The organism is Neisseria sp. P0009.S008 (genome assembly GCF_051958615.1).
GTDB lineage: Bacteria > Pseudomonadota > Gammaproteobacteria > Burkholderiales > Neisseriaceae > Neisseria > Neisseria subflava.
On record NZ_JBQCVG010000001.1, the window covers coordinates 271407 to 293832 of the forward strand.

The 22426-nt window shown below is 48.3% G+C and carries 21 protein-coding genes; 7 read left to right on the forward strand and 14 right to left on the reverse strand.

Going from position 1 to position 22426, the window contains the following annotated elements:
* Nucleotides 1–10 precede the first annotated feature (10 nt).
* The 3 genes from ACTHSQ_RS01325 to surE form a co-directional block, all read right to left on the reverse strand.
* Complete coding sequence (locus ACTHSQ_RS01325) at nucleotides 11–1534, reverse strand: phospholipase D family protein (protein WP_440370997.1); 1524 nt, start codon at nucleotides 1532–1534, stop codon at nucleotides 11–13.
* A gap of 78 nt (nucleotides 1535–1612) precedes the next feature.
* On the reverse strand, nucleotides 1613–2524 hold the full coding sequence (locus ACTHSQ_RS01330; RefSeq protein ID WP_049335267.1) for a peptidoglycan DD-metalloendopeptidase family protein: 912 nt from the start codon (nucleotides 2522–2524) through the stop codon (nucleotides 1613–1615).
* Nucleotides 2525–2617: 93 nt separating this feature from the next.
* Nucleotides 2618–3373 carry a 5'/3'-nucleotidase SurE gene (surE, locus tag ACTHSQ_RS01335; protein ID WP_315112983.1) on the reverse strand — a complete coding sequence of 252 codons (756 nt, stop codon included), beginning with the start codon at nucleotides 3371–3373 and terminating at the stop codon, nucleotides 2618–2620.
* A 98-nt stretch (nucleotides 3374–3471) separates the two neighbouring features.
* Here surE and ACTHSQ_RS01340 point away from each other — a divergent pair, with 98 nt between their 5' ends.
* On the forward strand, nucleotides 3472–3810 hold the full coding sequence (locus ACTHSQ_RS01340; protein WP_070633635.1) for a hypothetical protein: 339 nt from the start codon (nucleotides 3472–3474) through the stop codon (nucleotides 3808–3810).
* A gap of 55 nt (nucleotides 3811–3865) precedes the next feature.
* Here the strand turns inward: ACTHSQ_RS01340 and ACTHSQ_RS01345 are convergent, their stop codons facing one another.
* Both ACTHSQ_RS01345 and ACTHSQ_RS01350 read right to left on the reverse strand, forming a co-directional pair.
* Nucleotides 3866–4234: a rhodanese-like domain-containing protein gene (locus ACTHSQ_RS01345; protein WP_003686323.1), complete on the reverse strand. Its 369-nt coding sequence runs from the start codon at nucleotides 4232–4234 to the stop codon at nucleotides 3866–3868.
* A gap of 112 nt (nucleotides 4235–4346) precedes the next feature.
* A complete protein-coding gene (locus ACTHSQ_RS01350; protein ID WP_049329420.1) occupies nucleotides 4347–4682 on the reverse strand; it encodes a carboxymuconolactone decarboxylase family protein in 336 nt (111 codons plus the stop codon).
* Between the two features lie 128 nt (nucleotides 4683–4810).
* Between ACTHSQ_RS01350 and ACTHSQ_RS01355 the strand changes: the two genes are divergently transcribed.
* Nucleotides 4811–5767 carry a cupin domain-containing protein gene (locus tag ACTHSQ_RS01355; RefSeq protein WP_440370998.1) on the forward strand — a complete coding sequence of 319 codons (957 nt, stop codon included), beginning with the start codon at nucleotides 4811–4813 and terminating at the stop codon, nucleotides 5765–5767.
* Between the two features lie 101 nt (nucleotides 5768–5868).
* Here the strand turns inward: ACTHSQ_RS01355 and typA are convergent, their stop codons facing one another.
* A complete protein-coding gene (gene typA / locus ACTHSQ_RS01360; RefSeq protein ID WP_070747910.1) occupies nucleotides 5869–7680 on the reverse strand; it encodes a translational GTPase TypA in 1812 nt (603 codons plus the stop codon).
* 419 nt (nucleotides 7681–8099) lie between these two features.
* Between typA and bfr (ACTHSQ_RS01365) the strand changes: the two genes are divergently transcribed.
* A complete protein-coding gene (gene bfr / locus ACTHSQ_RS01365) occupies nucleotides 8100–8564 on the forward strand; it encodes a bacterioferritin (protein WP_003686357.1) in 465 nt (154 codons plus the stop codon).
* 29 nt (nucleotides 8565–8593) lie between these two features.
* Complete coding sequence (gene bfr, locus ACTHSQ_RS01370) at nucleotides 8594–9067, forward strand: bacterioferritin (RefSeq protein WP_003686403.1); 474 nt, start codon at nucleotides 8594–8596, stop codon at nucleotides 9065–9067.
* A gap of 121 nt (nucleotides 9068–9188) precedes the next feature.
* Here the strand turns inward: bfr (ACTHSQ_RS01370) and ACTHSQ_RS01375 are convergent, their stop codons facing one another.
* Nucleotides 9189–10304: a methyltransferase gene (locus tag ACTHSQ_RS01375; RefSeq protein ID WP_440370999.1), complete on the reverse strand. Its 1116-nt coding sequence runs from the start codon at nucleotides 10302–10304 to the stop codon at nucleotides 9189–9191.
* A gap of 226 nt (nucleotides 10305–10530) precedes the next feature.
* On the opposite strand from ACTHSQ_RS01375, the gene ACTHSQ_RS01380 reads away from it, so the two are divergent.
* Complete coding sequence (locus tag ACTHSQ_RS01380; protein WP_440371000.1) at nucleotides 10531–12324, forward strand: 2-isopropylmalate synthase; 1794 nt, start codon at nucleotides 10531–10533, stop codon at nucleotides 12322–12324.
* Between the two features lie 82 nt (nucleotides 12325–12406).
* On the opposite strand, the gene ACTHSQ_RS01385 is transcribed toward ACTHSQ_RS01380, so the two are convergent.
* The 5 genes from ACTHSQ_RS01385 to ACTHSQ_RS01405 form a co-directional block, all read right to left on the reverse strand.
* Nucleotides 12407–12739, reverse strand: a complete 333-nt coding sequence (locus ACTHSQ_RS01385) for a hypothetical protein (RefSeq protein WP_003686503.1) — start codon at nucleotides 12737–12739, stop codon at nucleotides 12407–12409.
* A 96-nt stretch (nucleotides 12740–12835) separates the two neighbouring features.
* Complete coding sequence (purE, locus tag ACTHSQ_RS01390) at nucleotides 12836–13321, reverse strand: 5-(carboxyamino)imidazole ribonucleotide mutase (protein WP_003686478.1); 486 nt, start codon at nucleotides 13319–13321, stop codon at nucleotides 12836–12838.
* A gap of 79 nt (nucleotides 13322–13400) precedes the next feature.
* Nucleotides 13401–14156 (reverse strand): tetratricopeptide repeat protein, encoded by a 756-nt coding sequence (locus ACTHSQ_RS01395; RefSeq protein ID WP_003686295.1) that lies wholly within the window; start codon nucleotides 14154–14156, stop codon nucleotides 13401–13403.
* Between the two features lie 14 nt (nucleotides 14157–14170).
* The gene (locus tag ACTHSQ_RS01400; protein WP_440371001.1) at nucleotides 14171–14839 is read right to left on the reverse strand and encodes a class I SAM-dependent methyltransferase; all 669 of its coding nucleotides are present in this window, start codon (nucleotides 14837–14839) and stop codon (nucleotides 14171–14173) included.
* 12 nt (nucleotides 14840–14851) lie between these two features.
* Nucleotides 14852–15037, reverse strand: a complete 186-nt coding sequence (locus tag ACTHSQ_RS01405; RefSeq protein ID WP_003680728.1) for a DUF3460 family protein — start codon at nucleotides 15035–15037, stop codon at nucleotides 14852–14854.
* Nucleotides 15038–15253: 216 nt separating this feature from the next.
* Between ACTHSQ_RS01405 and ACTHSQ_RS01410 the strand changes: the two genes are divergently transcribed.
* A complete protein-coding gene (locus tag ACTHSQ_RS01410; RefSeq protein ID WP_440371002.1) occupies nucleotides 15254–16606 on the forward strand; it encodes a polynucleotide adenylyltransferase PcnB in 1353 nt (450 codons plus the stop codon).
* 118 nt (nucleotides 16607–16724) lie between these two features.
* On the opposite strand, the gene rpoD is transcribed toward ACTHSQ_RS01410, so the two are convergent.
* Complete coding sequence (rpoD, locus tag ACTHSQ_RS01415; protein ID WP_440371003.1) at nucleotides 16725–18677, reverse strand: RNA polymerase sigma factor RpoD; 1953 nt, start codon at nucleotides 18675–18677, stop codon at nucleotides 16725–16727.
* Between the two features lie 194 nt (nucleotides 18678–18871).
* Nucleotides 18872–20644, reverse strand: a complete 1773-nt coding sequence (dnaG, locus tag ACTHSQ_RS01420; RefSeq protein WP_440371004.1) for a DNA primase — start codon at nucleotides 20642–20644, stop codon at nucleotides 18872–18874.
* A 329-nt stretch (nucleotides 20645–20973) separates the two neighbouring features.
* On the opposite strand from dnaG, the gene ACTHSQ_RS01425 reads away from it, so the two are divergent.
* Entirely contained in the window at nucleotides 20974–22410 is a 1437-nt protein-coding gene (locus tag ACTHSQ_RS01425; protein ID WP_440371005.1) for an NAD-dependent succinate-semialdehyde dehydrogenase, read from the forward strand.
* Nucleotides 22411–22426 lie beyond the last annotated feature (16 nt).

Sequence of the window (22426 nt, forward strand, 5' to 3'; positions counted from 1 at the left end):
CAGGCGGCCTCTATAATAATCCTTCTATGGGTAGGATGGACAGGATTTTTGAAGTAATCCGTTTCCAGAATTTGGCTTCGGGCTCGTGTGCGTAAGTTCGTTTTTCGCTTGGGTCATACCAGTATAGTTTGTTGTAATTGCCAAGCGTTACCTGATAGGCGTAGCTTGGGGTGGTCGTTACGAGTGTGCGCTGCATTTGGCCTGCGATTTCGGGGCTTTCGATGACGACGCCCATTTCGGTATTGAGGCGTGCGGAGCGTGGGTCGAGGTTGAATGAGCCGATGAAAATACGTTTTTCGTCCACGATGAATGTTTTGGCATGCAAGCTGGTGGCGGAGCTACCGGTCAAGCCGCGGTCTTTGGAGGTCGGAACGGCGTGGTTGGGCTGGAGTTCGTAAAGTTTGACCCCAGCTTTAAGCAAAGGCTTACGGTATTTGACGTAGCCGGAATGGACGGCGGCAACGTCGGTCGCTTGGAGGGAGTTGGTCAGAACGGTAACATCCACGCCGTTGTGAATCAGCTTTTCTATGGCTTTAACGCCTGATTTTGTGGGTACAAAATAAGGGGAGACAAGGTAAACGCTTTTTTCTGGTTGCTTGAGAGCATCTTGCAGGCGTTCGGAAATAGGCGGTTTGTGCCGGTCGCGGTCTAAGCCTTTGGCTGGGTCATCGCTGATCAGGCGTGTGCTGACGCTTTGCCACTCCATAAGGTTGCTCTGCATTTTTTGATAGAGGTTGGAGTGTTCGATGCTTTGACGGTAGCGGATGAGCGTTTGGTTTTTATCTTTGTCGGTGTAATTGAGCTCTGCCAATCCTTTTTGTAGGTTTCCCCGTTTGATGATGCTGGTCGCGTTATAGGCGGAATGGCTTGCCCAATAGCGGTCGAAGTCTTGGGATACTTCGGTTACGACGCGGCCTGTGGCGAGGATATCGAGGTCGGCAAAGATGGTATCGTCGTTAACCTTAAAATATTCGTCGCCGATATTGCGCCCGCCTAAAATGGTGGCACGGTTGTCGGCGGTAAAAGATTTGTTGTGCATTCTGCGGTTAAGTCGCGGAAAGTCGGCAACGTAGCCGAGTGCACGCCATTTTCTGAAAATAAAGGGATTAAACAGACGGACTTCGATATTGGGATGATTGTCGAGTGCCAGCAGGAGATCATCCATGCCGTTGGTGTTGTTGTCGTCCAGAAGCAAACGCACACGGACGCCGCGTTCGGCCGCGCGATGAATCAGGTTGAACAGAAGCTTGCCGGAGATATCGTTGTGCCAGATATAGTATTGCAAATCGAGGGTATGGTCGGCGGATTCAATCAGGGCTGCACGGGCGACAAAGGCTTCATGGGCATCGTTCAGCAGATAGATATGGGAAACATCGGTCTTGGAGGACGCAGAAGGAATGCCTAATGCGCTGTCCAGCCGCGGTGTTGCAGGTATGTCAAGATAACTGCTTTGGGTGCGTTCGTCCAATGATGGCAAAAACGCGGCGCAACCGCCCAATAGCAGGGTATAAAGAAAGGGAAGATGAAATTTCATGGGAAACCGGTACAAACAATCCCTACCTAAATGACATTTAGGCAGGGATTGAATTGAAATTAGGTTGCTTGAATCAGCTTAGAAGGCAACATAATTTGCTGGATTGACCGGTTTACCGTTTTGACGGATTTCAAAGTGCAACTGGGTACGAGATGCATCGGTATTACCCATGTGCGCAATGGTTTGACCGCGTTTAACGGTTTGGTTTTCATTAACCAGCAGACGTTGGTTGTGACCGTATGCGCTCAAGAATGAGGAGTTGTGTTGGATGATGACCAAGTTGCCGTAACCGCGCAAGCCTGAGCCTGCGTAAACGACTTTACCGTCTGCCGCTGCAACAACCGGCTGGCCTTGCGTACCGGCGATATCCACACCTTTGTTGCTGCCGCCGAAGTTGGCGATAACGTTACCGGTAGTCGGACGCTGCCATGTGATGCCGCTGACGTTGCGGCTGCTGCCGGTAGACACGGTTGGTGTATTAGCAGGAGTGCTTGGGGTTGGAGCAGTGGTTGTCGTTGTTGGAGTAGAAGGTTTGCTTGCAGAAGCTGCAGGTGCAACGTAGCCTTCAGGTTTTACGCGCAGGGTTTGACCAATGCTGATGGTGTTGTCGGCCAGGTTATTCCATGCACGCAGATTGTCTTGGGTAATGTTGTAGCGTTTGGAGATGTTGTAAACGGTATCACCACGAACAACAGTATGTGTCGCCGCATTAATATCAACAGGCGCATAAGAAGGCGTGTAAGTGCCGGTGCTGCCGCTGTTGTATGTTGGAGCAGGTGTACTTACCGGCGGAGTGTATGGAGCATCTGCCGCTGGGCTGGTGTTGGTATTGTAAGGCGCTGCACCGTAAGGATTGTCAGCGGTAGAGCTTGTTGTTGAACCACCGCTTTGTGTGCCGACGACTACAGGAGCCGGTTGTTGGCTGGCACAGGCTGCAAGTAATAAAACCAAAGCTGCCGATCCGGCATAAGATACACTTTTTTTCAACATGTTAATGACTTTCGTATTCGGGTAATTGTTCTCGTCGGAGCATATCATAATAAAAATATGCTTGTTTCTCAAGTGTTCGGCTGTTAGGGACTGTTAAGGCGCAGGGATTTCTGACCAAAAGGAAGTGGTTTGCTCCATTTGTCCGTAGGCAGTCAAATCGACTTGCAGGGGGGTAATCGTGATGAAGCCGGACGCGCATTCGCCAAAGTCGGTACCTTCTTCGCTGTCGGAAACATTGCCGACCGGCCCAATCCAATAAATTTGTTCGCCACGTGGATTATACATGGGAACAATGCTTTGTTCATGATGACGACGGCCGAGCCGTGTAATTTTTATGCCTTGGATATCTTCAGGCGCGACGGCAGGGATATTGATATTCCATAAGATGGGTTCGGAAATAGGGCGTTTGAGAAAGTAGGAAAGCAGTATCCAAGCGGCTTTTTCCGCGGTTTCCCAATAACGGCCGCTGGAATCGGCAAGTGAGAAAGCAATGGCAGGAATGCCCATCAGGTAGGCTTCCGTCGCGGCGGCAACCGTACCGGAATAAAGCGTATCGTCGCCCATGTTCGCACCGTTGTTAATGCCGGACAAGACTAAGTCGGGTTTGAAATCAGCGAGGGAATGCTGGCCGACATGAATGCAGTCGGTCGGGGTACCATTCACATAGTAAAACCCGTTTTCCGCCTGTTTCAGTTGTAAAGGACGGTCTAAAGTTAGGGAATTGCTGACACCGCTTCGATCGCGTTCGGGCGCAACCACCCTGACATTAGCAAATTCTGCGCACACTCTTGCCAAAACTGCCAAACCGGGCGCAAGATAACCATCGTCGTTTGAGATTAATATGTTCATGTGACAATATTGTGTCTATCGGTAAGATGGGCGGTATTGTACTGGTTTGCTTAAGCGATTGTCCACGAATCGGCAACGTTTGGGCGTAAAGGATAATAATGAAACATTATGAGTTAGACCCCAAAGCTTTATTGGGCGACGTGATTGCTTCAGACGGCAATCAGGAGATTGTTCAGCTTTCACTGCAGAAGGATAATGAAATTCCGGCATATGAGGCGGATGCGATTATTTTGCTTTTGGTTTTAAACGGTAAAGCCGAAATCAAAACGGTGGACGAAGTTTTGCAGACTGAAGGTTTACAAGTTATTCGTCTTGAGCCGATGGAGGCGCACAGTATTCGGGCGATGGCCGATAACACCAATATTTTGGTTATCAAACAATTAATTCACGAAACAGGTCTCAGCAAACGTTTGAGATTTGGAAGTTGCTGTCTGTAATGGCAATAAAGGCCGTCTGAAAAGTTTCAGACGGCCTTTTTAAAATCAACTAGGTTTATTTTAACCCTTTTTTCACCAAGTCTTCATAACCGCCATGGTTGGTTACGTTGGTGTAGCCGGCTTTTTTCAGCTCGGTCAGCGCGGCTTCTGCACGGCGGCCGCTGCGGCAGTAGAGGTTTACCGGTGCGTTTTTATCCGGGCTGACGGATTTGATGCGGTCAACGATTTGGTCATGCGGAATATTGAGTGCACCTTGCAAATGGCCTTCTTTGAATTCTTCGGCAGAGCGGACATCAATCCAAACGCCTTTTGCTTTTGCAGGTTGTGCCGCGCTTTTTTCAACCTTAGGCATAGAGGCTGCGGAAGCGGCCAAAGGAGTGGCAATAGCGGCGGCAAAAAGTACGGCGGTCAGCAGTTTCTTCATGGTTCAATCTCCTATTAGACAGAAAACAATATGATAACTTTATCAGTTTAGCATTCCATCAGGCCGTCTGAAAGGGGAGTAGGCTTTCAGACGGCCTGATTTTACAAACCGATTAGCGTTGGGTTTCTACTGCTTCCAAAGCGCGCAAAGCGTAGGTATAAGCGGCACCAGCATTCAGTGCGATAGCAGTGGCCAATGCGCCGGCGATTTCGCTTTCGGTTGCACCTGCTTTGGCTGCTGCGGCGGCATGCACGCTGATGCAGCTTTCGCAACGTGTGGTAATGGCAACGGCAATGGCGATCAGTTCGCGTGTTTTGGCATCCAGTGCTTCGGCAGCGGCTGCTTGATCCAGTGCGCCGTAGGCTTGCAGCATTTTAGGATGTTTTTTACCCAATTCGCCGAATGATTTTTTTACTAAGGCGGTATGTTCAGGCCAGTCTTTAAACATGATATGTCCTTTCTTAATGTGAGTGGATAAGATAAAAAATCCTATCCGTTTGTGTTTGGTGTGTGTATTATTGCAATAATCGTAAGATTTAATTCGTCAAAACATCTCATTTATTGGTAAAAAACACTATGGATATTGTGGATAGGCTGGTCGAATTGGCGCAGGTAAAAGGCAGCGTGGATGTTCAATGTCTGTTTCAGGGGGAGTGGTATGTGCGGCATGAACCAAAGCGTGCGCATGGTTTGGTGCATATCGTAACTGCCGGTTCGGGTTATATCCGAATTGATGGGGAGCAAGAGGCAAGGCTGCTGAGTGCGGGGGATATCATTTTTTTCCCGCGCAGCGTAGGGCACACTTTGAGCAGTGATAGCAATTGTGAAAATCTCGGTGTCAGCGTGCTGACGAGTGAAAGAGGCGCATTTAAAGTCAAGCAGAGTCATGCAGGAGGCGATGCGGCCTTGCATCTTTTCTGCGCGCGGTTTGAATATGAAGCGCAGGCAGATATTATGGCGGGGCTGCCTGATACGGTTTTGCTGAATATCAACCATCCTTCTTTGCAGTATTTGGTGGCATTGTTGCAATATGAGCGCGGTCAGGCTTTGTCCGGCTCGGTAGCGGTTGTGAACGCATTGGCTTCGGTATTGTTGGTATTTCTACTTCGAGCCAGTCTGGAGAAAAATGGGGAAGCGCAATTAAGCGGTTTGTTGAATGGTTGGCAGGACAAACGCCTGCGGAATCTACTTCAGGCAGTAGTGGATAAGCCGGAAGAGGAATGGAATATCGAGAAAATGACCGCGATAGCCAACTTATCTCGCGCCCAGTTGATGCGGGTATTTAAGCAGCAGACAGGAACAAGCCCTCATGCCTTTGTAAACAGTATCCGCTTGCAGCAGGGGGCATTATTGTTGAAACAGACGGCGGATTCGGTTTTATCGGTTGCACTCTCGGTCGGTTTTCAATCGGAAACGCATTTTGGCAAAGCATTTAAAAAGCAATATGGGATATCGCCGGGGCAATATCGTAAGAATGAGCGCGCTGATGAAGCAGCAGTACAAGCGGAAGAAATGCCGATTTACTTTATTTGAACAGATGATAAAAGGCCGTCTGAAAGTGTAAAAATGAAATCTAAGATTTCTAAAACACTTTTCAGACGGCCTTAATTTTAAAACGTATCAATCAAACAGAATTAGTCCAGTTTTTTGAAATGACGGCGACGTTCCAATTCGCTCAGGTAGCGTTTACGCAGGCGGATGGATTGTGGTGTAATTTCAACCAGTTCGTCATCGTCGATGAACTCAACTGCGCCTTCCAAAGTCAATTTGATAGGCGTAGTTAGGCGCACGGCTTCATCTGTACCGCTGGCACGGACATTGGTCAGTTTTTTACCTTTCAGAGGGTTTACCACCAAGTCGTTGTCGCGGCTGTGAATACCGATAATCATACCTTCGTAGACTTTGTCGTTTGGAGAAATGAACATACGGCCGCGGTCTTCCAAGTTCCACAGGGCGTAAGCAACGGCTTCACCTTGCTCTTGAGAAACCAGTACGCCGTTGTGACGGCCGGGCATATCGGGTTTAACCGGTGCGTAGTCGTCAAAAACGTGGCTCATCAAGCCGGTACCGCGGGTCAAGGTCAGGAATTCGCCTTGGAAACCGATCAGGCCGCGGGCAGGAATGTGGTACTCCAGACGGGTACGGCCATTGCCGTCGCTTTCCATATTGGTCAATTCGCCACGGCGACGGCCAAGTTCTTCCATAACGGCGCCTTGGTTTTCATCCGGTACGTCCACAGTCAGATTTTCGTAAGGCTCGCATTTTTGACCATTGATTTCACGGAATACCACGCGCGGTTTGCCGACTGCCAATTCAAAGCCTTCGCGGCGCATGTTTTCCAACAAAATGGTCAGGTGCAATTCGCCACGGCCGGAAACGCGGAATACATCAGCGTCGGCAGTATCTTCAACACGTAGGGCAACGTTGGTCAGCAATTCTTTTTGCAGACGGTCGCGGATTTGGCGAGAAGTCACGAATTTGCCTTCAGTACCGGCCAAAGGAGAAGTGTTGACCATAAAGTCCATGGTCAGGGTCGGCTCGTCCACGCTCAACATAGGTAAGCCTTTAGGATTGTCTTTGTCGGTAATGGTTACGCCGATACCGATGTCTTCAATACCGGAAATAATCACGATGTCGCCGGCTTCGGCTTCTTCCAAAGGTACGCGTTCCAAGCCTTGGAAACCCAAAAGTTGGTTGATACGGCCCTGGGCAACTTGTTCTTCATGGTTCATAACGGCAACGACTTGACCGGGTTTGATGCGGCCGTTCAGGATGCGGCCGATACCGAGGCGGCCGGTGTAGTTGTCGTAGTCCAGTTGGGAAATTTGCAGTTGCAGCGTTGCGTCTGCGTTACCGCTTGGAGGAGGCGTGTGTTTCAAAATGGTCTCGAACAGAGGGCGCATATCGCTGCTCTCGTCGTTTTCATCCAATTTGGCAAAGCCGGACAGGCCGGAAGCATAGACGATAGGGAAGTCCAATTGTTCGTCGGTTGCGCCCAAGTTGTCGAACAATTCGAATGTTTGGTCGATAACCCAGCTTGGACGGGCAGACGGTTTATCGATTTTGTTGATAACAACGATAGGTTTCAGACCCAAAGCCAAGGCTTTTTTGGTCACGAAACGGGTTTGCGGCATAGGGCCTTCTTGTGCGTCAACCAACAGTACGACGCAGTCAACCATGCCCAATACACGTTCCACTTCGCCACCAAAATCGGCGTGTCCCGGGGTATCTACGATGTTGATGTGGTAGCCTTCGTATTCGATAGCGGTATTTTTAGCGAGAATGGTAATGCCGCGCTCTTTTTCAAGATCGTTGCTGTCCATTACGCGCTCTTCTACTTGCTGGTTGGAACGGAATGTACCGGACTGACGCAGCAATTGGTCAACTAATGTGGTTTTGCCATGGTCGACGTGGGCGATGATGGCAATATTGCGGATTTGTTTCATGATGATTTATGTGTTTCAGCTAGGTGCTTAAAAAAAAGATAACTGGTAATTATAGCACGATTCCTAAGTGTTGACGGAGTAGAAGATTCAAAAAAATGAGGCAAAAGCAGTTGAGAATAATTCATAATTAAATTTGATTGATTTTGTTGGATTATTTGCTTTTATTTATGGTTAACGAATGTAAATGTTTTTGAATGATGCAATGGATTCTTAATACTAATGTCAAAAAAATGTTATTAAAAACAGTGGATTAATTTTTCAGACGACCTTTTAGGCGGGTTAAATTTTTTGATAATTGTTTGTATTTTAAATAGAAAATTTGTCAAAAGTGCTACTTGTGCATACAATTACGTCATTCCATAACAACACACGAATCTTCATTTCGTGATCGTCAACTTTTAAAAGAAAGAGAAAGAATTATGCAAGGCAACCAAGCAGTTATTGATTACATGAACGAATTATTGTCTGGTGAGTTGGCTGCTCGCGACCAATATTTTATCCACTCTCGCATGTACTCTGAATGGGGTTACACCAAACTGTTCGAACGTTTGAACCACGAGATGGAAGAAGAAACCACTCACGCTGAAGACTTCATCCGTCGTATCCTGATGTTGGGCGGTACTCCTAAAATGACCCGTGCCGAACTGAACATCGGTACCGACGTAATTTCCTGCCTGAAAGCAGACTTGAACACTGAATACGAAGTACGCGATGCGTTGAAAAAAGGCATCAAATTGTGCGAAGAAGCTCAAGACTATGTTACCCGCGATTTGATGGTTGCTCAACTGAAAGACACTGAAGAAGATCACGCTCACTGGTTGGAACAACAACTGCGTCTGATCGAATTGGTCGGCGAAGGCAACTACTACCAAAGCCAACTGTAATCTAGCGTATAACGTATAAGGAGCTGAAAATGAAAGGTGATCGCTTAGTTATCCGCGAATTGAATAAAAACTTGGGCTTGCTTTTGGTTACCATCAACCAATACTTCCTGCATGCCCGCATTTTGAAAAACTGGGGCTTTGAAGAATTGGGCGAACATTTCTTCAAACAATCCATCCGCGAAATGAAATCCGCAGACGATTTGATCGAGCGTATTTTGTTCTTGGAAGGCCTGCCTAATCTGCAAGAGTTGGGTAAACTGTTGATCGGTGAATCTACCGAAGAGATCATTGCCTGCGATCTGAAAAAAGAGTATGAAAAACATGATGCTCTGGTTGCAGCCATCGCTCTTGCAGAAGAGCAACAAGACTACGTCAGCCGTGATTTGTTGGAAAAACAAAAAGACATCAACGAAGAACACATTGACTGGCTTGAAACTCAGCAGGAATTGATTGGTAAAGTTGGTTTGCCAAACTACCTGCAAACAGCGGCGCAAGAGGACTAAAACACAAACCACTGTCAAATATAGCAGTCCCTGCTCCCATCAACGGCATATCTTTACGGATATGCCGTTTTCTTTTATGGAAATGCTTTAAGGCCGTCTGAATGTTCAGACGGCCTTGATTTTATATCGTTTTCAAACGGTATAGATAAGTAGTTTCCTTGTTTCTGGCAAACGCCAAAGGATCGGTTTCATCTATTGCTTTTTTGTGTTGCGGTTTGGTTTTCAAAATATCAACTACATTGAGCGAGGCCGTCTGAAAGCATTGGTTTAGAAAGTCTTTATCGTGCAAATGCAAGTGTTCTGCTAGATCTGAAATAATCAACCAGGCTTCGCCGTTTGGATTTAAGTGCTTGCGTACGCCGTTGAGGAACGCAGTCAGCATGGCATGATTGGGGTCGTAAAGGGCGGTCTCAATAGCGGAGGTAGGTTTTGCCGGTAACCAAGGCGGATTGCAGACGATAAGGTCGGCGCAACTTTTTGGAAATAAATCAATCGATTGGATATTGACAGCTTTATTCAAGCCTAGGCGTTTGAGGTTTGCTGTGGCGCAGGCAATTGCTTTGGGGTTGGTGTCTGTGGCAATAATGTTGGGTATGCCTCGTTTGGTCAAAATTGCGGCAATAACACCTGAGCCGGTGCCGATGTCAAAGGCCGTCTGAATATTGGGAGCGAGTGGTGCTTGGGCGATTAAATCCAAATATTCGCCACGCAATGGAGAGAATACGCCGAAAGGAACATGGATTTTTCCGTCAAGCTGCGGAATGTCTATGCCTTTTTTGTGCCATTCGTGCGCACCGATAAAGCCCAGTAATTGATTCAGCGGTAATAGAAACGGTTTGTCGTTTAGTGTGTCGTAAACATCACACAGAGTGGCGTAGATGTCGGGTGCGCGTGCATTGTCCAGTTGAAAATTCGGTTGGATTTCAACGGCAAGCATATTGAACAAACGGCTTTGTTGGGCCTGTTTCATACGGTGGGCGTGAAAGGCCGTCTGAATATCGGCAGGCGCGTCTTTCTTTTTTTCAGACGGCCTGCGGATACGTTTTTTCATTGCGACCAAGACTTGCTTGGCATTGTGAAAATCGCCAGTCCAAACAGTTGCAGTTTGCTCGTGGGCATTTTTTAAAATTTCTGCTGCACCTGCTTCTTGGATGTAAACCGCCTGCTTGGGCGGCTTTTGTGTGCTTTCGTTGCGCCATTCGATGTCGGAGCGGTTGGTAGGGATAGTGTGGGGCATAATGTGTTTCAAATCGGGGAAATAGGGGATTAGTTTACTATATTTAGGATATGTTCGGTTTGAGAGGAGCTTTTAATAGTCTAAATTAGACAAAATGTATAAAAATTTCTCAGGTTTTAAAATTTATACCAATATTTTGATAAAAATAGATTGTCGTTTTGTCTAAAATGAGTATAATGCACAACCAGAACACAATAATCTTAATCAGATTTGGACAAGGAACATCATGCAATTAGACATTGACCGTTTGGTTGCCTATTTTGGCGGCGTAAACGCGCTGGCCGAAGCCCTGAAACAGCACGACCCGGAAAATGCTGCGACTACAGCGGCTATCTACAAATGGCGCACACGCGGTTCCCTGCCTTTAGCTCAGTTGCAAAAACTGACCGCTTTGGCGGAAGCGCAAGGCAGACCGCTTGATTTGAATGCTTTTTTACAAAAAAACGAATCTCTGGAGAGAACAGAAATGACACAGACCAATCGTGTAATTATTTTTGACACTACCATGCGCGATGGCGAGCAGTCGCCCGGTGCATCCATGACCAAAGAGGAGAAAATCCGTATTGCCCGCCAGTTGGAAAAGATGGGTGTCGATGTGATTGAGGCAGGTTTTGCAGCAGCCAGTCCGGGCGATTTTGAATCGGTTAATGCGATTGCCAAAATCATTACCAAATCTACAGTTTGCTCATTGGCGCGTGCCGTTGAAAACGATGTGCGCAAAGCAGGCGAAGCTGTTTCCCCAGCTCCGAAGAAACGTATTCACACTTTTATCGCTACCAGCCCGATCCACATGGAGCACAAACTGAAAATGAAGCCGCAGCAGGTCATCGATGCGGCGGTCAAGGCGGTGAAAATTGCCAAAGGATACACTGACGATGTGGAATTTTCTGCCGAAGACGCAGTGCGTTCGGATTTGGACTTCCTTGCCAAAATCTTTACGGCGGTTATCGAAGCTGGGGCGACTACTATCAACATTCCCGATACTGTCGGGTACTCCATCCCTTCCGTATGGTACGAGCGTATCAGCAACATCATCAAAAGCGTTCCCAATGGCGACAAAGTAGTTTGGTCGACCCACTGCCATAATGACTTGGGTATGGCGGTTGCTAACTCATTAGCTGCTGTTCAGGCAGGTGTGCGTCAGGTGGAATGTACCATCAACGGTTTGGGAGAACGCGCAGGCAATGCCAGCCTTGAAGAAATCGTGATGGCGTTGAAAGTGCGTCATGATTTGTTTGGCTTGGAAACCGGCATCGATACCACGCAAATCGTGCCGGTTTCCAAACTGGTATCTACTATCACCGGCTATCCGATTCAGCCAAACAAAGCAGTAGTCGGCGCAAACGCCTTTGCGCACGAATCAGGCATCCACCAAGACGGCGTGTTGAAACACCCTGAAACCTATGAAATCATGACTGCCGAATCAGTCGGCTGGTCAACCAACCGCCTGACTTTGGGCAAATTGTCCGGCCGTAATGCTTTCAAAACCAAGCTGGCTGATTTGGGCATCGAGTTGGAAAGCGAAGAGGCGTTGAATGCGGCATTCGCACGCTTCAAAGAGCTGGCAGATAAGAAACGCGAAATCTTTGATGAAGACTTGCATGCTTTGGTGTCTGATGAAATGGGCAGCCTGAATGCTGAAAGCTACAAATTCATCTCTCAAAAAATCAGCACTGAAACCGGCGAAGAGCCTCGTGCCAATATCGTGTTCAGTATTCGCGGCGAAGAAAAACACGCTACCGCTACCGGCTCCGGCCCTGTTGACGCGATCTTTAAAGCCATTGAAAGCGTGGCTCAAAGTGGTGCGACCTTGCAGATTTACTCTGTCAACGCGGTGACGCAAGGTACAGAAAGCCAAGGTGAAACTTCAGTCCGCCTGCAACGTGGAGATCGTGTGGTCAACGGTCAAGGCGCAGATACCGACGTGTTGGTGGCGACTGCCAAGGCTTATCTGTCTGCACTGAGCAAATTGGAATTTGGTCAAGCCAAGCCTAAAGCGCAAGGCAGTGGCATGATTTAATTTATTGAAGAGATAAAGGCCGTCTGAAATCGTAGTGATGCGTTTCAGACGGCCTTTTTTATTTGGTCAAAAAATAGTTTGTTTATTGAAGTTTAAGCAGTCGGTCTTGTTCAACAGACAAAACGCCGTTTACCTTTTTGAAATAGGCAATGGCATCTTCAATATTGGTCTTGGAAGATGGACGGATAGCAATGCCGTGCAGGTTTTTATATTCGTAAACCAAAGTTGCGCCGGAGGTTTTCACTGCTTTTAGCAATGGGGCGGAACCGGTTTGGGCATTATAGAAGATAATCAGATTGCCGGTTGTATCTTGGGCTTGTTGTTGAGATGGGGTGGCAGTTGATTGAGCAGAAGTGCTTGGACTTTGGCAGGCGCAAAGCAGGGTGGAGAGTAGGACGAATGCTAGGGTTTTCATGGCATTAATTCAATTTGATAAAAGGCTAAGGCCGTCTGAACAATCGTAAAACGAAATCAAAGTTTCCATTTACAACTTTCAGACGGCCTTTATTAGTTATGCTTCAGGCAATTCCATGGCCAAAACGGTTTGTTCTTGTTTAGCACGGAAAGCGGCCAGTTTTTCAGCCAATTCAGGATTTTCGTTGGCCAAAAGTGAAATGGCAAACAGCGCTGCATTGGCCGCGCCGGCTTCGCCAATGGCAAATGTGGCAACAGGAACGCCTTTGGGCATTTGCACAATCGAAAGCAGGGAGTCTTCGCCGCGCAGATATTTACTGGGAACGGGAACACCCAAAACGGGAACCGTAGTTTTGGCGGCGACCATGCCTGGCAAATGCGCCGCGCCGCCTGCGCCGGCAATGATGGCTTTGATGCCGCGTTCGCGTGCGGTTTCGGCGTATTCAAACATCAAATCAGGTGTACGGTGTGCAGAGACGACACGCGCTTCGTATTCAACGCCGAATTCTTTGAGAAATTGTGCTGCCTGCTGCATCACTGGCCAATCGCTGTTGCTGCCCATAATAATGCCGACTTGGATCATGAGGAGTTCCTTTTGCTTGAATGGATTAAGGGTAAAAAATATTCAGACGGCCTTGGGGATGACAAGGTCGTCTGAACGTTTATCTTTGTTTAAGGCTGATAGAAGCGCGCTTTGCCGCTTCGCTGTTGGGGAAGCTTTGTATCAGTTTGCGCCATGTGCTGCGGGCAATGTCTTTTTGTTGCAGTTTGTATTGGCACTGGCCGATGCTGTACATGGCATCAGGAGCTTGCGGGCTGTTGCGGAATCGGTTGGCGTAGCGGTTGCCGATTTCAATAACAGATTCGCAGTTGCCCAGACGTTGTTGGCTTTGCAGAAGCAGGTACATGTTGCGGCGGGCAATTTCGCTGCCGTTGCCGCCGTCTGCTTCTTTCAAAATGGCTACTGCGGCAGAGAAGTTGTTACGCTGATAGTATTTTTGCGCCTGATTATAAAGGCGCAATTCGTTTTGTGCGGCTGAGTCTGTTTCAGACGGCACGCCGCCGCCATTTGCCAAATAGTTCATTTTCAGCTTGCGGTCGTCCAATCGCTGGGCTTTGGGGTTGGAAACCGAAGTAGTCGTACGTTTGATGTTTCGTTGTTGTTCCAATGTGTGCAAGCGTTGATTTAATTCTTCAACCGTGCGTTCCAGTCGGGCAATTTGTATGCCCAAGTGGTCAATCTGGGTTTGTTCGTCTAAACGCGGATAGGGAATATTTTTTTCATGCAAAGGTTCACGTGGAATATCCGGCAGGACAAAGTTGGGATTGTCGGCAGATTGGGGAGGATGGGAAACGGCGCATGATGCGGCCAATAGAGTAAGCGGCAAAAGAAACAGGGAATGTGATAATGTTTTCATCGGATTGTGTCGTTTTATTTTTTTAGTAGCAATGTCAAACCGTCACCGACAGGCAGGGTGATGGGAATAATGCGTGTATCGTGCGGCAGATTTTGGTTGAAATGGCGCAGGATATCCAAGCTGGGCGGATCATTTTCGGCTGCTTCATTCATGACGCGCCCACCCAGCAAGATATTGTCGATGGCAATCACGCCGCCACTCCGTACCAGTTGCAAACAGCGTTCGAAATATTTCGGCGTAGGTGGTTTGTCGGCATCGATAAGTGCCAAGTCGTAGCTTTCCGATTCGCCTTGCGCAATCAAATCGTCCAAAGTCAGCAAAGCCGGTTGCAGATGAAGCGAGATTTTATGCGCTATGCCTGCTGCCTGCCATGTTTCGCGGGCAATATCGGTAAAGGTTACATTGATGTCGCAAGCCGTGATTTCGCCGTCTTCGGGGAGGGCAAGCGCCATGGCGGTGCTGCTGTAACCGGTAAAGATGCCAACTTCCAAATATTTTTTGGCATTCAATAATTTGGCCAGCCACACCAACATGGCTGCCTGCTCTTGGGCGATGGCCATCTTTCCCAGACGATGTGATTGGGTACGCTCGCGCAATGCGGTCAAAACGGGATGTTCGGTTTGACCGATGCTGTTGAGGTAATGTTGTAATGCCGGATCGGTATTGTGCGTGTTGGTCGTCATGCCGATACGGGATTAGTCTTGATAGTAGGTGTAAGGTTTTTTGTTGACTTTGGCTGCTTCAAATTCGGCCTGTTCTGTCGGATTGAGGGTAACATCCCACAGCAAATGGCGGTTTTCGAGGCGTTGCGCTTCCATTTCGGGATTGTCTTCCATGAGTTTGTCGAGGAATTGGGTAGCTTCGGATTTGTAGTGGTACATGATGTTCTGCCTGAATCGTTGTCAGACCGTCATTATAGCCGATATTTTTTGTCAATACGCTAATTAATCGAACTTCCATAAGGTATAATGGCACGTCTTTTTTAGGCCGTCTGAAGCCTTTGCTCAATGTTTTGCCCCTTCTGCGACAGAATATTGTGCAAAGGCTTAAGCCAGACAAGTTTCAGACGGCCTTTTTTATTGTGAAAAGAGCTGCTTATGTTAAAAAAATGGCTGCATAAAGTGTTGCCTAAAAAACACGTCAAATCGTTGCCTGAAAAGGAAATTATCCCGCTTGAGCAACACGGTATCCGCGCGGATATGTTGAGCTTTGCCGCGGAGAAAATTGCCAAACGCCTGCATGAAGCCGGTTTTCAGGCTTATGTTGTGGGTGGTGCCGTTCGGGATTTGTTGCTCGGGGTCGAGCCTAAAGACTTTGATATTGCAACCGATGCTACGCCGGAGCAAATCCGCAAAGTATTCCGCCGCAGCCGCATCATCGGCCGCCGCTTCCAAATTGTTCATGTGATGATCGGACCTGAAACCATTGAAGTCACGACGTTCCGCGGTGGCGATAAGGTTCAGCAAAATGCGCAAGGCCGTATTATGAAGGACAATACTTACGGCAGTATTGAAGAAGATGCCATGCGGCGCGACTTTACTTGCAATGCGCTGTATTACGACCCGATTAAAGAGGAGATTTGGGACTTCCATCAGGGCGTGGCTGATGTTGCCGATAAAAAATTGGTGATGATAGGCGATCCTGCCGAACGCTATCAGGAAGATCCTGTCCGTATTCTTCGCGCTGTACGTTTATCGGGCAAGTTGGGCTTTGAAGTGGAAGAGCAAACGGCTTTGCCGATTGCCGAATATGCAGGCCGTCTGAAAAATGAGCCTGTGGCCCGTCTTTTTGACGAAATTCTGAAAATCCTGTTTTCCGGTTATTCCCGTGCCTGTTTGAAACGGTTGAACGAGTTGGGCATTCCCGAAGGCATCCATCCGCTTTTAGATGCCTTGAAAACTGCTGAAGCGGCCGATAAACGTATGATTATGTTGGCATTGAAAAATACCGACGAACGTATCCGTGCGGATAAGTCCGTTTCCGTTGGTTTCGTATTGGCGGCGGTATTGTGGCCGACACTAAATGCTATGTGGCAACGAAATCTGAACCATGGACAAAAACCTGTCCCTGCATTGATGGATGCGATGAACACTATGCGTGATACGGTAGAGAAGGGTTGGGGCGTGCCACAACGATTTTCTGCAACCATGCGTGAAATCTGGCAATTTCAGCCACAATTCGACAATATGCGCGGTGCACGCCCGTATCGCCTGCTATCACAAGCCCGTTTCCGAGCCGCTTATGATTTCCTGATTTTGCGTAGCGAGGTTGGCGAGGTTGATAAAGAGATGGCTTCTTGGTGGACAACTTTCCAACATGCCGATGAGGAAACCCGTCAGCAAATGACTGCGGCCAATGATCACAAACGTCAGAAACAAAGTGGATCAACTGATGGAAAACCCAAACGTCGCCGTCGTCGTCCGAAAAAGAAAACCACTGAGGCTGAATAAATTATCAAAATAAATTTAAGGCCGTCTGAAACCATTGAATCTTTTGAGATTTGGTTTTTCAGACGGCCTTTTCGTATTTCAATAAAAAACCGCAGGTCTTTCAACCTGCGGTTTGCTTTTACGATTTGTTTTCTTCGCTGTCGAGGAAGCTGCGGAGGCGGTCGCTGCGGGTTGGGTGGCGCAGCTTGCGCAGGGCTTTGGCTTCGATTTGACGGATACGTTCACGGGTTACGTCAAATTGTTTGCCGACTTCTTCCAAAGTGTGGTCGGTATTCATATCGATACCGAAACGCATACGCAAAACTTTGGCTTCGCGCGGCGTCAGGCTTTCGAGGATTTCTTTGGTTACTTCGTGCAGGCTGGTGTACATCGCAGCCTCTGCCGGCGCAACGTTGTTGGCATCCTCGATGAAGTCGCCCAAGTGCGAATCATCGTCATCGCCAATCGGTGTTTCCATGGAAATCGGCTCTTTGGCGATTTTCATGATTTTGCGGATTTTGTCTTCCGGCATTTCCATCAGCTCGGCCAGTTTGGCGGAATCAGGCTCTTCACCGGTTTCTTGCAGGTATTGGCGCGAGATACGGTTCATTTTGTTGATGGTTTCAATCATGTGAACCGGAATACGGATGGTACGCGCTTGGTCGGCGATGGAACGGGTAATCGCTTGACGGATCCACCATGTGGCGTAAGTTGAGAACTTGTAGCCGCGGCGGTATTCGAATTTGTCTACCGCTTTCATCAGGCCGATGTTGCCTTCTTGAATCAAATCAAGGAATTGCAAGCCGCGGTTGGTGTATTTTTTAGCAATGGAAATAACCAAACGCAAGTTGGCCTGAATCATTTCCTGTTTGGCGGCTGAGGTTTCTTTCTCACTCAATACCATGTTTTTGTTGATTTCTTTCAACTCTTCAATGGAAATGCGGGTTTCTGCTTCCATATTTGCCAGCTCGGTTTGTTTTTCGAGGATGGCGTGGCGGAAACGATCCAACGCGTTTGCCCATACACGGCCTTTGGCTACTTCTTCTTCTACCCATTTCAAATCAGTAATGGCGGGCAGGAAGTTTTTGATGAAGTAGTCGCGTTCCATGCGGACGCGGTCGATACAGATATCGCGGATTTCGCGTTCGAGTTTGCGGATGTTTTCAACGCGGCTGCGCAGGCTGCTGCTCAGGTTTTCGATTTGACGTGTGGCAAAACGGACTTCCAACAGTTTGTTGGCAATGGCATCGCGGTGTTTCAGGTAGTTGGAGTGCTGACTGCCGTGTTTTTCCAACTGTTTGATCATTTTGCCGTATTCGCTCTCGATAAAGGCGAAGTGTTCTAAAACTTTTTGTTTCAGTTCGGCCAAATGGGCGGCAGACATGGCATCGGAGTCGCTGCCGGAGTCGTCTTCATCTTCCTCGTCGCTATCTTCATCATCGCTAACGGTTTCGCCTTCTTCGTCATCTGGTTTGGCATTTTCCAAATGACCCAAGCCCAATTCGTTCAATAAGACTTCGTTAGGGTCGATGATGGCTTCAACGACTTCATCCACACGGATTTCATCGTTGCGGACTTGCTCGATCAAAGCCAGAATTTCAGCAATCGAGCCTGGGCAGGCGGAGATTGCCTGTACCATGTTTTTCAGTGCATTTTCGATTTTTTTGGCGATGATGATTTCGTCTTCGCGCGTCAACAGATCGACTTGCCCCATTTCACGCATATACATACGCACAGGGTCGGTTGTACGGCCGAATTCTGAATCTGCGCTAGAGAGTGCTGCTTCGGCTTCTTCAACGGCATCGTCGTCGGTCATGGCGGCGGCGTTGTCGCTCAAGAGGATGTCTTCAGCATCGGGGGCTTGCTCGGTTACTTGGATACCCAAGCCGGAAATCATGCTGACGATGTTGTCGATTTGCTCGGCATCGGACATATCGTCGGGCAGGGCGTCGTTAATTTCGGAATAAGTGATGTAGCCGCGTTCTTTACCCATGATAATGAGTTGGCGCAGACGCGCGCGCTGCTCTTCGATACTCAAGGGACGGTTGTCGTCTTGGTCTTGGTATTCTTCGTAGTTTTGATTTTTAGACATGGATTGCTCTCTAGGTTGATAGGATGCCGACGGTTTACGGTGATGTGGCCGTACCTGAAGGCGGAGCAGAGCTTTTTGTTGTGAAATCAGATTTCACTTTAATACTCTGAGGCCGTCTGAAAATATTACAGATGGAGTGTTCTGCGTGTCATGTTTCGCAGCGTGTATTTAGATTGTTCAGACGGCCTGAGGGGTTAGTTTTGCTTTGCCGTCAAAAGCGACAGCAATAGTCTTTTTTCATTTTCGGTCAAACCGGTTTGAATACTTTTTTGCTTTAAAGTTTCGATTTGACTGTATTTTAATTCATTTAACAACTTTTTCATGCCGATTTGGAAACTTTCGCAATCTTCTTCGTTATCCCCTTCCATTTCTTCAGAGTGAAGGGTCGATAAAAAGATTTGATTGACGGTTTCCTCATAGGGCGAACCGCGCATATATTCAAGCACTTGTGCAGTTGCAGGAGTCGTATCATGATGCTTGATGGTTTCGGCCAAATTGGCAAGGCAGGCAAAGTCGCCGCTTAAAGCCAGATAATCGGGCAGGTCTATATATGAAGCCCAAGCCGGATTTATCAAGAGGCTGCGTATCTGTCTTTGAACCAGTGTCAGCATGGTTGGTTGTTTGACAGAAATAGGCGGCAGTTTGTAACTTTTTTGTTTGACGTGCCGCTTTGGCGCTTCTTGTCCGAGTAACTGGGCAAGGTTGTCTGGGTCAATGCCCACCAGCTCGCTGAGTTTTTGTTTCAGAAGATAGCCCAATGCCGGCGCGGTAATCTGAGTCAAAAGCGGAGAACTGGTTTTGACCAATTCTGCTTTGCCTTCTTGCGTATTGAGGTTGAGGCCGTCTGAAAGATGTTCCCAAAAGTATTCCGATAGGGGCTTGCTTTGGTTTAACAAGGCATCCTCAAATTGCGTTTTGCCATAGGCGCGGATGTAGCTGTCTGGGTCGTGTTCTTCGGGTAAGAATAAAAAATGCAGCGATTTATCATCTTTTAATTGCGGCAATGCATTTTCCAGCGCGCGCCAAGCCGCTTTACGTCCCGCACTGTCGCCATCAAAACAAAAATAAATACTGTCTGCCTGACGCATCAGGATTTTGACGTGTTCCGCCGTGGTTGCCGTACCTAAAGCCGCTACGCCGTAGCCGACGCCGAACTGAGCCAATGCGACCACGTCCATGTAGCCTTCGACCACCAAAATCCGTCCGGCCTCTTTTACGGCAGCACGCCCTTCATATAGTCCGTAAAGGTTTTTCCCTTTGTCAAACAAAGGAGTATCCGGCGAGTTCAGGTATTTGGGTTTGGAGTCGTCCAATACGCGGCCGCCAAAGCCGATAACCTGACCGCGAGGATTACGGATAGGGAACATAATCCGATGGCGAAAGCGGTCGTAATGTTTGCCTTCGTTATCAATGACCATGCCCGTATCCACCAACGCAGTATTCGGATAGGGTTGGAACACTTGTGCCAAAGGTTGCCAACCGTCAGACGCATAGCCCAAACCATAATGTGCGATGACTTCCGCACTCAAGCCGCGTTTGTCTAAATAAGCCTTCGCTGCCGGATTGAATTTCAACTGTTGCGCATAAAAATCCGCTGCCGCTGCCGTTGTTTCTTCCAAAGTTTGCTGTTTTTTCTTACGTTCGGCACGGATTTCGGGGTTGTCTTCCTGCCCGCGAACTTTAGGCACCGTCATGCCGACGCGATCAGCCAAAAACTGTACCGCCTCTGGAAACGACAGTCCCTGATGTTCCATCACAAAACCAATTGCCGAACCATGCGCCCCGCAACTGAAGCAATGGTAAAATTGCTTGGTCGGGCTGACCGAAAACGACGGTGTCTTTTCCTTGTGAAACGGACAACAGGCCATATAGTTCGCCCCGCCTTTCTTCAGCGGAACCTGCTCGTCGATAATATCGACAATATCGACTTTGGACAAAAGCTCGTCAATGAAATCAGATGGAATCATGGCTCGGCAGAAGAGGATGGACGGAAAACATTTCAGACGGCCTTATAAACAGACAAAGGCCGTCTGAAAATGGAATATTGGATAAGGGTTGAAATGAGTTTTGTATTATAGCAAATTGTTGTAATACATGTGTCTTATCCTTTTGAGGTAGAGTATTAATAATCGTATTTCATTCGTTATTAAGATGAATATGATGTCGCTAAACCAAAGACCGGCTGTAAGATATTCAGACGGCATTTGCTGTCGGCTTATTTTGCAATTCAGTTGCGCTTTCATGGTGTGAATATGATAATGAACATATATCCTCGGTTTTAGAAAGGTCGTTTCCCATGAAAACCTTTTCCCAACTGCTCAACCACCCCGATATTTCCTTTTCCCCGATTTCAGACGGCCTCAAAGTTGGCAATCCGGCGACGGGCGAGACTTTGGCGTTTGTCCGCACGACCCATTCAGACGACCTCAAGTTGCTGATTCAAAAGGCGGAGGCCGCACAAAAACTATGGGCGGCAAAAACTGCGTTGGAGCGTGCCGATGTTTTGTGGCGTTGGTATTTTTTGATTAAAGAAAACAAAGAAGAGCTGGCGCACATCATGACGATGGAACAGGGCAAAAGCCTGACCGAAGCTCGCGGCGAGATGGATTATGCGGCTTCGTTTGTGCGCTGGTTTGCCGAAGAGGCGCGGCGGATTGACGGCGATGTGCTGACAAGCGTGAAGGCGTCGCAAAAACTGGTCGTGTTGAAACAGCCTGTCGGCGTTACCGCCGCGATTACGCCGTGGAACTTCCCATCTGCGATGATTGCGCGCAAGGCTGCGCCTGCTTTGGCGGTGGGCTGCGCGATGATTGTCAAACCCGCATCGCTCACTCCTCTGAGCGCGTATGCGCTGGCGCTACTGGCTTACGAAGCTGGCGTGCCGCAGGATTTGCTTCCCGTCGTTAGCGGTCGCGCTTCGGAAATCAGCCATGAATTTGCCACGAACCCGACCGTGCGCAAAATCAGTTTTACCGGTTCGACCGAAGTCGGTGCAAAAATTTTTGCCGACAGCGCGGCGGACATTAAAAAACTCAGTTTGGAGCTGGGCGGCAACGCGCCGTTTATTGTGTTTGATGATGCCGATTTGGACAAAGCCGTTGAAGGCGCGCTCGCCAGTAAGTTCCGCAACAGCGGTCAGACCTGCGTCTGCACCAACCGCGTTTACGCCCAATCCGGCATTTACGACGAATTTTGCCGCAAATTAAGTGAAAAAGTGGCGTCGCTCAAATTGGGCAACGGCTTGGAGGATGGAGTAAACCAAGGACCGTTGATTGAGGAAAAAGCAGTGGAGAAAGTTGAGCAGCACATCGCCGACGCATTGGCTAAAGGCGCAAGTTGTCTGACCGGCGGCAAACGCAGTGCGTTGGGCGGAACGTTTTTTGAGCCGACTGTTTTAAGCGGCGTTACGGCGCAAATGGCGGTAGCTCGCGAGGAAACCTTCGGGCCTTTGTGTCCGGTGTTCCGTTTTGAAACCGAAGCCGAAGTCATCGAGGCTGCGAACAATACGGAATACGGTTTGGCAGCTTACCTTTTCACCTCCGACACTGCCCGCCAATGGCGCGTCGGCGAAGCCTTGGAATACGGCATGGTCGGCATCAATACGGGCTTAATCAGTAATGAAGTAGCACCGTTTGGCGGCGTGAAACGCAGCGGTTTGGGACGTGAAGGCAGCAAATATGGTGCGGATGAGTATTTGGAACTGAAATATTTGTGCATTGATGTAGCGGAATAAGGCTGCACGGTAAAGG